The sequence below is a fragment of the Chryseobacterium sp. UYP7 genome, assembly GCF_056279225.1.
Genome location: NZ_JBWBQW010000010.1, coordinates 13,947 through 27,294 on the forward strand (window position 1 = coordinate 13,947; position 13,348 = coordinate 27,294).

The window sequence follows — 13,348 nt, forward strand, 5'->3', positions numbered from 1 at the left end:
ACTTCAAATATACATTTTAACTTAAAGTTTTCTACTACAAGCAATTCTTATCCATATCCAAAACATTCCCAAGTAAGTTTCGGTAGTAGTAATGACCATTGTAGAAGCAATCAGTTACAGATTTGTTGATAATGATTTCTAAAAACTGACAACCCAATAAATTTCGTTTATTAAAGGTGAATTGATGCTTCTCTTTGTCAAAGGTTGAAGTCAAAAGTTTTTCTATAATAAAACCGTTATCCTCTTTTTGAAATAGACTGTTTTTAAACTCCATATTTTGATTTTGACCAAAAATTATTTTGCCTCCGGCCGTATTCAAAAACGCACATGCACTTTCTAAAAGTCGTTCTACACTTTCTGTTTGATTCTCATAATCTATAAATTCAATTTTACTAGTTGGTTGATTTTTGAGTTTATTAATTTCTGCAAGTTGCTCTAATCTTTTGCCCGTAGTTGCGATGGTAATCTTTGGATCGTGCTCGAATTGTAATTTTAGTAATTTAAAATATTTTCTCTCCGTATTTTCTCCGCTTTCTAGTCGTTTTCGATCTCGACCTAAAAGATTGTAATGTGCTTTTATCAGATATTTAGTATCTGCTTTATCTGTAATTCCAAACTTATTTACGTCTTCATTAATTCGTAGATAAATTCCAATCCCTTGATCGTAGTTTTCAGGATTTTTATAAATAATTTTGCCAGAATGATCATCTTTTACAATTTCACCTTCGTGTTCCAAAATATGAATTGCAGCATTGTAATATTCAACAGCGTTCTTACGTGCATTCACAATGTTTTCATCGGTAAATACTTTTTGATAAAGTGTTTTCAATCCAGCATTATTGGTAACATATTGTGTTTTTACAACATAACTAATTAATGGTTTTTGGGTCTTCATAATTTTAAATTTTAAATGATTTTGATAATATTTTTTAACTCTTGGTCGTTTGTTTTGATTTCTATAATGTCAGAAAAAGTAGTGTGTTCGTCAACTTCTATCACTCCATTAAAATCTCTTATAAACAGTTTTCCGGTTTTCGAATAAGTTAGTGAGCAAGAAATATTTTCGTGGGTATAAACATAGAAATGAATTCCCTCTATTTCTAAATCAGTAAAAAACTCAAATTTATTTTCAGTTGAATAAGTTTGAACCAACAGGTCTATAATCTCAATTGAATATTTTTGGTAATCTTTTGAAATAAAAAGATATTTTGTAATGAAGAACGTATTTTGAATGGAGAGAAAAATCTTTTCAAATTCTAAAAAACAATCTGTATTTAGTATCTCTTTTTGATAGTTATTTTCTTTATCAAAATAGAGTTCTTTAGCTTCCTGTATTTTCAGTTTTTCAAAATAATTTAATTGATAATTTTCTTTCGCTCTGCGAGCCAACGAATTTCTGTTACTACCTTTTTCTTCATTTTTAATTTTGAACACAACTGATTTAATATGTCTGTCAGATTGACTTGCTGCTAAGGCAAAAAACCCGTAAGAATCTAATCTCTCTTTGGCGCTCCCATGAATATGCTGATTAAAGACTGCGTTTTTTCTAATGTACTTATTAAAGGTATATTTAATTTGACATTGTAGAATTCTCTCAAAATTTAGATTTCCATTTTCTTCTGTATAAATGGACTGATTCAGATTTGTAATTTTTTCCAATTCTGAAGACTGATCATTCTCAAAATCCCAAATTTCCATCACTTCTTTTTCGACTGCTCTTCTCAATACTTCTGATAGGTAGCAAAGTGCTTGTTCTTTTGCAACTTCATGATTTTCATTACTGAAGTTTTTTGTTTCCAATTCTAATAGTAAATAATGAATTGGTGGTATTTCTACGGTGTAAATTGTTGTTGACATAATTTTGTTTTTAATATTCTTGTGCAAAGAAAAGCGGAGCGACTTCCAAAAACAGAAAGTCGGAAAAATAACTTTGATAATTTTTAAGTCTAAATAATCTATTGATTTTTATTTCACTTTATTTAATTGTAGTAGTTACTGTTAAAGTCTTTTAAAACGTCACATAATGGCGTTCAACTTAGGTACCTTTACGTCCTAAAGAAAACCCAATGGCTAAAAAAGAACAAATGCTTCGCTTGAAATTTATTGAAGAATTTTTAAGAAGAAGAAAAGATCGAGGTGCATCTTTCGAGGAAATTAACGAATATCTTGAAAATAAATATCAAGATCGTGGATTGGAACTTGACGATTTAAAATTTACAAAACGCACTTTTCTTCGCGATAAAGAAGCTATTTTTGAAGTCTTTGGCGTCCTTATTATTTACAAAAGATCAACTAACTCTTATGTCATTGATGCTGATGAAATAGACGAATATCACGAAGATGTTTTTGATAATTTGTTACTCGTTGAAGCATACAGAGAAGTGAAGGGCAAGAAAAATGTGATGTTTTTTGAGCAGCGAAAATCCCGTGGATTGCATTGGTTAAATGGTTTGGTTCACGCAATTACGCATCAAAAAATTATTACTTTAAATTATACGAAATTCTGGGAAGGTGTTTCTCATCAAAAAACGCTAGAACCTTATGCCTTAAAAGAATTTCGGAATCGATGGTATTTACTAGCGTATGAAAAAACTGGTAAAGATTTTTATTTAAAGACTTTTGGCTTAGATCGAATTTCTGATTTAGAAATATCAAACTCCACTTTTAAACCACAAAAAATTGATATCGAAAAGTATTTTATTAACTCTTTTGGTATTATTTATTCCGAAGATGAACAGCCAGAAGAAATCGTCTTATCATTTGATTCGGAACAAGGGCAATACATAAAGACGCTTCCTATGCATCATTCTCAAAAGGTTTTAATTGATAACGATAAAGAATACAGAATTCAATTGACCTTGTTTCCGACTTACGATTTTGAAAGAGAAGTGCTTTCACACGGAGAAAGAGTGAAGGTGATTTCGCCTAAAAGTTTTAGAGATCATTTGCAAAATGAAGTGAAAAACATGTTGAAGAATTATAAATAAATTACAAATGAAATCAATTTCCAAATCACGTTTTCTTTCTGGAGTGCAATGTTCCAAGAAAATCTATTTTGAATATTTTAGAAAAGATTTGAAACTTCCTGTAAGTCCATCAACACAACAGATTTTTGATTTGGGACATACTGTTGGTAATTTAGCGCAAAAGAGTTTTCCCAATGGAAAAGATGCAACACCAGAAGATTTCTCTGATTTTTCGAAATCACTTGAACAAACCAAACAATGAATTGCTGAAGAAACAGAAACTATTTACGAAGCAACATTTGCAACGGAAAATACTTTGGTAATGCTCGATATTTTACACCGAAAAGATGATGAAATTTGGGCAATTGAAGTTAAAAGCAGCACTTCTGTAAAGGATTATCATTTCACAGATGCATCTTTTCAATTTAATGTGATGTCAAAATCTGGTTGCGTTCCAGATCGATTTTTCTTAATGCATATTAATAATCAATATTTTAAAAATGGCGAACTTACTTCAGAATTATTTCACTTAGAAGACATTACAAAAGATATAATAGATATGCAACCTTGGGTTGAGGAAAATTTTCATAATTTATTGAAAGTTCTCGAGCTTAAAGAAGAGCCTATTGTAGAAATTGGCGCACATTGTAGCAGTCCTTTTGAATGTGAATTTACTCATCATTGTTGGAAACATGTTCCTGAAAATTCAGTTTTTGGATTGACGAGAGCTGGAAAAAGATCATGGCAACTGTATGAGGAGGGAATTTTAAAATTGGAAGATATTCCAGAAGATTATCATCTTACTTTTTCTCAGCAATTGCAGGTGAATGGAATCAAAAATAATGAATCATATAAAGATTTACCAGCCATTCGAGATTTCTTACATACGTGGAAATATCCACTTCATTTTTTCGATTTTGAAACCATATTTGCGGCAATACCAGTTTTAGATGGAACAAGACCTTATCAACAAGTGCCTTTTCAATATTCTTTGCATATTTTTAATGGTGAAAATATTATTTCTCATAAAGAATTTCTTGCCGATCCAAGAGATTTTATCAATTTAGAGATGGATCCGAGAAAAAAAATGATTGAGCAAATGAAATTGGATTTTTTGGATTGTGGAAGTATTGTTACTTATAATAAGAGTTTTGAAGTTGGAAGATTGAGGGAATTAGCTAAAGATTTCCCGGAAGACGCTGAATTTCTTTTCGGTTTAATTTCAAGAATTGTAGATTTATTGGTCGTTTTTAATAAACGATGGTATTATTTACCTGAAATGGGAAATTCCGCTTCCATTAAATCTGTACTTCCAGCAATTGCACCGGAATTTTCTTACATCGATTTGGAAATTAGTGATGGTGGAAGTGCAAGTACATTATTTCATGCAAGTATTTTAGTCGATACCCAAAATACGCCTGAATTAAGGGAAAACCTTTTACAGTATTGCGAAAGAGATACTTATGGAATGGTAGTGATTTTTCAGTTTTTAAAACTTGAATTGGATAAGTGTTAATTTTAAAATTTTCCGACCTTTACATTGTATATTATAAACTATGGAAATTAAAGACCAAATAGAAATTTATCAAGCGACTGATGGTTCAACTCAAATCAATGTGCAATTTGAGCAGGATACTGTTTGGCTTACACAAGCGCAGATGGCAGAACTGTTTGGCAAAGGCAGAACTACAATTACTGAACATATTAATAATGTATTTTCGGAAAATGAATTGGTTAAAGAATCAACATGTCGGAAATTCCGACATGTTCGAACCGAAGGGAATAGAACCATCGAAAGAGAAATAGAACATTATAATTTAGACGTCATAATTTCTGTTGGGTACAGAGTGAAATCCAAGCAAGGAACACAATTCCGTATCTGGGCAAATAAAATTTTGAAAGAATATTTGCTAAAAGGTTATTCCCTGAACGAAAAAAGATTAGCTCAAAAAGAACAGGAAGTTCAACTTTTGAAAAATGGTATTCAGATTCTAAGCAGAGCTATTGAAGAGAAATCTGAAGAAAATGAATGGCTATCGATTTTTTCAAAAGGATTGCAATTATTAGATGATTATGATCACGAAGAGCTGGATGCTAGTGGTTTAACTAAAAAACAAGCAATTTATCCGACCAAGGCTGATTATCAAGAACTCATTAATCAAATGGTTGTTGATTTTGATTCGCAAGTATTTGGAAAAGAAAAGGATCAAAACTTTGAAAGTTCCATCGCTCAAATAGAAAAAGGTTTTGGAGAAAACGATTTTTATCCAACATTGGAAGAGAAATCCACGATGCTTTTGTATCTCGTGGTGAAAAATCATTCTTTCGTAGATGGCAACAAAAGAATTGCTGCAGCATGTTTTCTCAAGTTTTTACAATCCAATGAAATGCTTTTCAACGCTCAACGGGAATTAATTATTGGCAATGATACTTTAGCAAGTTTAACGCTCTTCATTGCTTCGAGTAAACCAGATGAAATGGAAACCGTGAAACGGTTAGTAATTAGTGTACTAAATAGAAATAAATAGACAACTATACTGCTCCAACTAAGATTAGCACATAGTACCTCTGTCGCAAATATATCCTAAATTTGCGACAGAATAAATAGAAAGTAGTAACGTAAAGTTTTGATAATAAAATAGTTGAAAAATTTAAAAAAGCGAGTAGGGGTTCGCTATTTTATACTGAATATTTTTTAAAACTTACTCTAATATTTTCTGTATTTTATATCACCTCACATATAAACATGCTTTAAAATTTTTAATATATGTAATTGCATATATTTTTCTATATTTGCTGTAAATACTTGCAAAAGCATATAACAATGTATAAAAATTTAGCCCAATTTACCAAAGATAAACGCAAAGAAGCAAAACTTACACAGAAGGAGTTTGCTGAAAGAGCTGGTGTTGCTTTGACGGTGGTTCGGAAAATAGAGCAGGGAAAGGATAACTTAAGTTTAGCAAAAGTGAATCACGTACTACTAATGTTTGGCAATAAATTAGTTCCGGCATCATTAAGGGAAATTGAGAAATAAGAATGATGGATCTTTACTCGTCATCCCGATACTAGAGAAATATTAATTTTAACTCCAGAAAATGATAAAAATTATAAAGTTTTGATTATTAGTCGATTAGACATTTTTAGATAGAAATACACCTATTATTCAATACCTTATTTGTACCATTAAATTATAACTATTTGATTTTCAGTACCTGTTATTTTCGAAGAAGTGAAATAATCACTTAGTCAAACAATACTTATATTAGAAATTCCCCGGGTGAAAACCTGGGGAATTTTTCATTAATAAACTATTTTTTCTTCTTGCGAGTTCTCCGGAATCTTAACTTCGAGGCGAAGATTTTTCAAAGCTAATATTTATAATTTCTCTTTAATAACATCACCATTCTCAAAAAACCTATTTTTACCTTAAATAATAAACAAATGAATTTCACAAAGATCTTAATATTCACATTGGCTTTTGGTTTCATGCAAAATTTTGCGGCTCAGGAAAAAGCTGAAGTAGTGATTGCAAAAGCCCAAAAGAAAGCCAAAGCAGAAAATAAAAATGTCCTGGTTTTCTTTCATGCATCCTGGTGCAGTTGGTGTCGGTTAATGGACAAAAAAATGAATTTACCCGAAACAAAAAATCTTTTCGACAGTAATTATGTTTTAGCTTCTCTGGATGTGCAGGAACACGGTGAAAAAGAAAAATTAGAAAATCCAGATGGCGAAGCGTGGATGGCAAAATATGGAGGAAAGGACGCAGGTTTACCCTATTTTGTTTTCATTAACAGCAAAGGCAAAGTGCTGGAGAATTCTCTAACGGATAAAAATGAGAATTTAGGCTGTCCATCTACAGCAGCAGAAGTTGCCTCCTTTATTGGGAAATTAAAGAAAACTTCTAAATTAACTGTTGAGCAATTAAGCGTCATTAAAAAAGTTTTTGAAGAAAGATTGTAAACGCTTTGTTTATTGCGCACAAAGTATTGTGATTGTCAAAGTAACTGCGATTAACGATCAAAACAAAAACAGAATTAATTCAAAAATAATGCCTCTTTCGAGGCATTTACTATTTATTGATAAATTCACTTACTTTAAGTGCATCTGCGTTCATCGGATCATATTCCAGTGATTTTGCAATATGCATTTTTGCCTGCTCTTTATCGGTTTCCTGAAGTTGGTAAGCGATGAAGAAATGAGCGTAAGCCAGATTCTTTTTATTGGCTTCTAATTCTGTAGGTTTTACAGCAGCAATATATTTTTCGTACATCGCTTTCGCATTTGCATCATCTTTCATGTTTTGATAAACATAACCCAGGCTGTAATAAGAAGGAGCCCAATCCGGGAGTAATGTCGACATTTGATTCCAGGTGGCTAAAGCATTAGTCCAGTCTTTCGCGTCCTGATAAGCAGTTGCCAGTTTTACGATGGCATCGGTATCTTTTGGATTGGCTTCGATCTGTTTTTTCAACGCGTCAATCGCCGGATCTTGTTGAGGTGTAACCACTTGTGCCGTTGCAGTTCCTATAGTTTGCGTCGCAGTAGTTTTTTCCTGCGCGTATCCTAAACTCACAGCCCCGAAAAAGAAGGCAGCGATCACCGCTTTCTTCGTGTTAATCACTATTTCCTTTTTCATATTCAATTTTTTGATTAATATTTAATTGCGGTTGTGACTAGCAATAATAACTCCACGATTTAGGAAATTTTGAAACTTTAGCACTATTTATAAGAAGTTAACTTTTAACAGATCTATTAATAAATTAAGATTTTTCTTCAAAAATTTCCTGCTTCAATCTTTTAAAAATTATCTTTGCACCCACAAAAAAATTCAAAAATGCTCTCTAAAATCATCGTTCATAAAGTCGGAAATAAAATCAATCAGGAAAATCTTTTTCTCTCAGAAACAGAGTTGCAGTTAGAGGAGGATATGAAAGAAATTTTAACCGATTATTTCCTTAACGCTTTTAAATCCGAAGAACAGTTTCAGTTTTACAGCGATTCTTACCTTTCTCTAAATCCGATTTATTCTTCCGCTTCAGAGATTTTTGAAGACAAAGATAAATTCCGTTTCGAATCCGAAAATATTGCGAAACATCTTTTTGAGATCAGCGATAATCCCCGAATTCAGGGCGGCGAAATTTTTGTGGTTTACTTTGAAGGCGGCATTACAGAAGAAGGAAATCAGATTGATTCCATCGGAATTTTCAAAACTGAAAATAAAAATCCTTTCCTCAAAATATTACCCATCGACGAAAATTACGAGATCCAGAAAGATTACGGAATTTCCCTTTCAAAACTCGACAAAGGATGTTTGATCTATAACACCGACAAAGAATCGGGTTTTGCGATTTCTGTGGTCGATAATAATAAGAATGGCGACGCCGATTATTGGTTTGAAGATTTTTTGAAAGTAAGACAGCGCGACGATGAATATTTTCACACGCAGGAAACGCTTTCTGTGTTCAAAGATTTCGTGATTAAACAGTTGCCACAAGAATTTGATGTCAACAAACCGGATCAGGCAGATTTTTTAACCAAATCGCTCACTTTCTTCAAGGAAAAAGAAACGTTTGATTTCGATGAATTTACGAATGAAGTGTTAGCGGATAAAAACGTGATCGAAAGTTTTGTCAATTTCAAAACAGATTATGAGCAGGAAATGCAGGTTTCTATTTCCGAGGAATTTCCGATTAACCAAACTGCAGTGAAAAAAAACCAGCGTTATTTTAAAAGCATTATTAAATTAGATAAGAATTTCAGCATTTATGTTCATGGCGACCGAAAAATGATCGAGCAGGGACAGGATGAAAATGGCAAGTATTACCGACTGTATTTTGAGGAAGAAAAATAAATTATGTTAAATAAAAACTTATCTTTGAACCTTTGAAATTTCAAATGGATAAAGATTTTGTCGCCTGCCACGAAGAAAAGATTCATATTCCCGGTCACATTCAAGATTTTGGATATTTGCTCGGTTTAGATTCTGTAACGAAAAAAATAAAATTTCTGAGCGAAAATCTTTCAGAAATTTTTAACGTAAACGCCCCCCTCTTTGGCGCGGGGATGGACGATTTTCCAGAAATTTTTGCACCCGTTCTTTCTTCCGAAAACTATAGAAATCTGAATGAGATTTCTGTCGAGGAAAACGCCTTTGCTTTAGAGCAGATCACACTTCACAGCAATGCTTATCATTTTACAGCTTTTCGTACGGGAGAAAATATTTTTCTGCAATTCGAAAAAGTAAAGGTGATCGTGCATCAAAAAAATTATGTTTCCCACATTTACGAAAGCATCAATAATTCTAAGACAGAAAGCGATGTTTGGACTAATCTACTTAATGCCTTTGGTGATACGATCAGTTATGACCGAATGATGGTTTATCAATTTTTAGAAGATGGAAGCGGAGTCGTTGTTGCAGAAAAAAAGAAGGAGGATATCGAAAGTTATCTCCATCTTCATTATCCCGAAAGCGACATTCCACAACAAGCGAGAGCACTCTATTTAAAGAATAGAAAAAGGATTCTAAGCAACGCAGATTCAATCCCAGTCGCAATTTTAAGCAACACGGAGGAAAAAATAGATCTTACTTTTTCCAGTTTACGCGCGATGTCTCCGGTCCATGCTCAATATTTAAAAAACGGAAATGCGATCTCCAGTTTCAGCACGTCTATTATTGTTAATGATAAATTATGGGGTTTGTTGACCTGTCAAAATATCACCAGCAAACATATTGATCTGCTCAGCCGGATCAGAGCAGAAGTTTTTACCATTCTTGCCGCAAACACTTACACGGCCTTACAAGCCAAACATAACTTAAGGCTCAGCATTGCTTTCGATAAAAAAAATGCTTTACTCATGCAAAAGCTCCTTCAGTTTGACGATCTGGATGTTGCGCTATATGAAAATATCGAGGAGATCTGCGGATATCCCGATGCAGATGGTCTTGCCATTGTAATTGGTGACAAGGTTGTAACGGCAGGTCTGGTTCCGGATGAAGAAAATATTCTGAAGATCAGAGATTGGGTACAAGCAGAAACGAAAGAAAATTACTTCTCCAGCAACGAGTTTCGTAATAAGTACTTCCCCGAAATGGAAAATGCAGCTGGAATGAGCATGGTTTATTTAGACAGTACCAAGAAAGAACTGTTGATCTGGTTTCGTCAGGAATTTGAAAAGGATATTCTTTGGGCAGGAAATCCAGAAAAAACCTTTGAAGCAGTTATTCAGAATGGACAGGAAAAAATGATGATCTCGCCCCGCAAATCTTTTGCGATCTATAAAGAGAGCGTTAAAGGAAAATCTGCGCCGTGGCAAATGAAAGATTTCCTGGCCATGAAAAAGATCACCGAGATCGTTTTAGAAGCTTCTCACAATCAATTTGTAAAAGTAAAAGAACTGATGGCAGAATTGAAGGAGGTTAACGAGGAGTTAGACAGTTTCTCTTATTCTATTTCTCATGATCTGGGCACGCCTCTAACCGTGATGAAACTGAATGCACAAATGCTTTTATCAAAAAATAGAGACAATGCAGATCTTCAGAAAAAATTGACGGGAATCGTGAATGAGATCGACGATATGGCGAATATGATGCGCGATGTATTGCAATTAAGTCGTGCAAAATCGATCGAAATTGTATTGAACAAAATACCGACTAAAAATATTATCGAGAAGATCAACAGTGACGCAAAAATGACTTACGGGACATCGCAAACTCAGATGTTAGTGAAAGATTGTCCCGATGTTTTCGCCGATAAAACGCTGGTTCATCAGGTATTTCAGAATGTGATCACGAACGCCGTAAAATATTCTTCGCAACATGAAAATCCAGTCGTAGAAATAGCTGGAGAAGTAGTAGATGATGCGGTGGTTTATCGAGTTTCAGACAACGGAATAGGAATTCTAAAAGGCCAGGAAGACAAAATGTTTAAGATCTTTAACAGAATGGATAATGCGAAAGGTTTTAAAGGAAATGGAGTAGGTTTGTCTATTGCAAGCAGAATTATGAAAAGACTCGGCGGCGATATTTCTTATGAAAGCGTTCCAATGAGTGGAACGACCTTTATTCTTACCTTCCAAAAGCCTTAATTTTATATGATCGCGATCCTTTTAAAACAGCAGACCCAAACATTACATGATTTTGTAGAAGAAAAACTGCAGTCTGCCAAAATAATGGATAAAAGTTTTACTTTAAAAGAGTATCACCAGATTCTTCGCTACAACTACTCCTTTATTCATCATTTTGAAAACTCGGTCTTTTCTAAAATTTCTGCAAAAAATGCTCAAAAATTAAATCTTGAGCACCGAAGGAAATTACCTTTCATTCAAAAAGATCTTTCGGAATTTCAGGATATTCAATCTGAAACCCTCGAAAGCTTAGAAATTATAAGTGAAGTTGAGGCTCTGGGAATTCTATATGTGATGGAAGGCGCAACGTTGGGCGGCAATGTGATCGCGAAAAATCTTTCTAAAAAACCTGATTTTGTGGGAATGACATTTAATTATTTCGGATGTTATGGCGATCAAACCGGTATTCTCTGGAAAAATTTCCGGGAAGTTATCGAAGAAGAAGCAAACGCTTCTAATTCTGAAGATTTTTTAATTGGGGCGAAAAGAGCCTATCAATTCTTATTAGATCTGTAAAAATCGATAACTTTGATTCAGTTTTAAATGACTTTGGAAACTGAATAACAGATCAAGATTTTTATACCCTATGAAAATTCAATTTTTTAAAAACTTTTACGTCAATAATTCAGCGAAACTTTTGCTGTCTTTACTGTTTCTGATCTTAGCCTTGATCGTGCTCGCCGCAATTACAGATGAAATGATTCTCGAAAAAGAAAATAATATTGATTTTGTGATCTTTAAATTCTTCGATGAACATTTTGTCAGAGAGCGTTTCACGGGATTTATGTATATGATTACGCAATTTTCTTCAACCCCGTTCATTAAAATTGCTTATCCTTCTGTCATTATCATTTTACTTCTGTTTAAATTTTACAGAAAAGCTATTTTTACTTTCGCAGCCGGCGTTGGCGGTTTGCTTTTGATTTATGGAATGAAAATGTTTTTTGCCAGACCAAGACCTGCGAATCCCTTATTGTATAAAGAAGAAACCTTTAGTTTTCCCAGTGGACATGCTACTTTCAGCTTTATTTTTTATGGAACTTTGGCTTATTTTATCTGGCTCACCGATTTGCCAAAAGTCTGGAAGTATATCGCAATGACATTTTTAATCGCCTTATCTCTCACCATCGGGTTTAGCCGTGTTTATCTGCGCGTTCATTATCCAAGTGATGTTATCGGAGGATTTTGTCTGGGTTATTCCTGGTTATTTCTAATGATCTTTGCTTTTCGGAGATGGCTACCTTTAAATAGATAACTTCCTTTTTAAAATTTATCAAATGAGTTACTTTGATTATTTCTGAATGAATTTAGCTTTACTATTATAGGAATAAAGTCTGCAACCTTTGTTTACATGTCTCACAATTTGTAAATTTGAAAAAGCCTGAAATTTCAGTCCTAATGATCATCTTTTTTGATGATTTATCCTCCTTATTAAATTCACTTATAAATAAATTCAAATGCCAGAAGGTCCATCCATACTTTTTTTGAAAAATAAACTGCAGCGTTACAAAGGCAAAACCGTTTCCGAAGCTTCCGGCTATGGCGAAATGGATAAATCTGCCATCGTCGATATTAAACTTATTGATATTGAAACCTACGGTAAAAATTTACTTTTCGTTTTCAAGGATTTCTTTGTGGGCGTTCATTTGGGGCTTTTTGGAAGCATGTTGGTGAATAAACGTAAGAAAGTGAATGCGAGTTTCTCTTTACATTTTACGGAAGGTGAGATCAATTTTTATGTTGCTAAAACGAAATTGTACAAGGGTAAACCTGCGGATCATTTCAATTTTAAAACCGATATTTTAAAACCGGAATTTGATCCGGAATTTATTTTGAAGGAACTGCAGTCTGAACATGCAGAGGCAATGATCGGCGATGTTTTAATGGATCAGCATCTTTTCGCGGGTGTTGGTAATATCATTAGAATCGAAACGTTGTACCACGCCAAGATCCATCCGGATAGTCTGGTGAAAGCGATTCCGGAAAAGAAATTAATTTTCCTGCTGAAAATGGTCGTAGATTATGCAGAAGAATTTCTATCCTTACTAAAAACCGACGGTGTAAAAGAAGCTGCTTTGATTTACAGTAAAAAAATCTGCCCGAAAGATAAAACCGAATTGGTCATCGAGGAAATGGGAAAAGTAAAACGCAAAACTTATGTTTGCGAAAAATGCCAGAAACTTTATCAATAAAAAAAATCCTGCATCGCTGCAGGATTTATTTTATTGATGTAAGAGTTTAATTCAATCTTCATG

The 13,348-nt window shown here is 33.5% G+C and carries 14 protein-coding genes; 11 read left to right on the top strand and 3 right to left on the bottom strand.

What is annotated here, in order from left to right; genetic code table 11:
- Positions 1-34: 34 nt before the first annotated feature.
- Together ACZ9HT_RS16245 and ACZ9HT_RS16250 are read right to left on the bottom strand one after the other, a co-directional pair.
- Entirely contained in the window at positions 35-895 is an 861-nt protein-coding gene (locus tag ACZ9HT_RS16245; RefSeq protein WP_476041547.1) for an ATP-binding protein, read from the bottom strand.
- An 11-nt stretch (positions 896-906) separates the two neighbouring features.
- Positions 907-1,857, bottom strand: a complete 951-nt coding sequence (locus ACZ9HT_RS16250; RefSeq protein WP_476041548.1) for a hypothetical protein — start codon at positions 1,855-1,857, stop codon at positions 907-909.
- Between the two features lie 209 nt (positions 1,858-2,066).
- Here ACZ9HT_RS16250 and ACZ9HT_RS16255 point away from each other — a divergent pair, with 209 nt between their 5' ends.
- The 6 genes from ACZ9HT_RS16255 (at position 2,067) to ACZ9HT_RS16280 (ending at position 6,929) form a co-directional block, all read left to right on the top strand.
- On the top strand, positions 2,067-2,987 hold the full coding sequence (locus ACZ9HT_RS16255) for a helix-turn-helix transcriptional regulator (RefSeq protein ID WP_476041549.1): 921 nt from the start codon (positions 2,067-2,069) through the stop codon (positions 2,985-2,987).
- 7 nt (positions 2,988-2,994) lie between these two features.
- On the top strand, positions 2,995-3,228 hold the full coding sequence (locus tag ACZ9HT_RS16260) for a hypothetical protein (protein ID WP_476041550.1): 234 nt from the start codon (positions 2,995-2,997) through the stop codon (positions 3,226-3,228).
- A gap of 60 nt (positions 3,229-3,288) precedes the next feature.
- Positions 3,289-4,482, top strand: a complete 1,194-nt coding sequence (locus ACZ9HT_RS16265; RefSeq protein ID WP_476041551.1) for a DUF2779 domain-containing protein — start codon at positions 3,289-3,291, stop codon at positions 4,480-4,482.
- Positions 4,483-4,522: 40 nt separating this feature from the next.
- On the top strand, positions 4,523-5,494 hold the full coding sequence (locus ACZ9HT_RS16270) for a virulence RhuM family protein/type II toxin-antitoxin system death-on-curing family toxin (protein WP_476041552.1): 972 nt from the start codon (positions 4,523-4,525) through the stop codon (positions 5,492-5,494).
- 296 nt (positions 5,495-5,790) lie between these two features.
- Positions 5,791-6,003, top strand: coding sequence for a helix-turn-helix domain-containing protein (locus ACZ9HT_RS16275; protein WP_476041553.1), 213 nt, complete (start codon positions 5,791-5,793; stop codon positions 6,001-6,003).
- A gap of 407 nt (positions 6,004-6,410) precedes the next feature.
- On the top strand, positions 6,411-6,929 hold the full coding sequence (locus tag ACZ9HT_RS16280; RefSeq protein WP_476041554.1) for a thioredoxin family protein: 519 nt from the start codon (positions 6,411-6,413) through the stop codon (positions 6,927-6,929).
- 109 nt (positions 6,930-7,038) lie between these two features.
- On the opposite strand, the gene ACZ9HT_RS16285 is transcribed toward ACZ9HT_RS16280, so the two are convergent.
- On the bottom strand, positions 7,039-7,605 hold the full coding sequence (locus tag ACZ9HT_RS16285) for a tetratricopeptide repeat protein (protein ID WP_476041555.1): 567 nt from the start codon (positions 7,603-7,605) through the stop codon (positions 7,039-7,041).
- A 198-nt stretch (positions 7,606-7,803) separates the two neighbouring features.
- Between ACZ9HT_RS16285 and ACZ9HT_RS16290 the strand changes: the two genes are divergently transcribed.
- The 5 genes from ACZ9HT_RS16290 (at position 7,804) to ACZ9HT_RS16310 (ending at position 13,285) form a co-directional block, all read left to right on the top strand.
- Positions 7,804-8,820 (top strand): nucleoid-associated protein, encoded by a 1,017-nt coding sequence (locus ACZ9HT_RS16290; protein ID WP_476041556.1) that lies wholly within the window; start codon positions 7,804-7,806, stop codon positions 8,818-8,820.
- Between the two features lie 44 nt (positions 8,821-8,864).
- On the top strand, positions 8,865-11,054 hold the full coding sequence (locus tag ACZ9HT_RS16295; protein ID WP_476041557.1) for an ATP-binding protein: 2,190 nt from the start codon (positions 8,865-8,867) through the stop codon (positions 11,052-11,054).
- A 6-nt stretch (positions 11,055-11,060) separates the two neighbouring features.
- Positions 11,061-11,609 carry a biliverdin-producing heme oxygenase gene (locus ACZ9HT_RS16300; RefSeq protein WP_476041558.1) on the top strand — a complete coding sequence of 183 codons (549 nt, stop codon included), beginning with the start codon at positions 11,061-11,063 and terminating at the stop codon, positions 11,607-11,609.
- A 70-nt stretch (positions 11,610-11,679) separates the two neighbouring features.
- Positions 11,680-12,348, top strand: a complete 669-nt coding sequence (locus ACZ9HT_RS16305; RefSeq protein WP_476041559.1) for a phosphatase PAP2 family protein — start codon at positions 11,680-11,682, stop codon at positions 12,346-12,348.
- 202 nt (positions 12,349-12,550) lie between these two features.
- The gene (locus ACZ9HT_RS16310) at positions 12,551-13,285 is read left to right on the top strand and encodes a DNA-formamidopyrimidine glycosylase family protein (protein WP_476041560.1); all 735 of its coding nucleotides are present in this window, start codon (positions 12,551-12,553) and stop codon (positions 13,283-13,285) included.
- Positions 13,286-13,348: the final 63 nt, after the last annotated feature.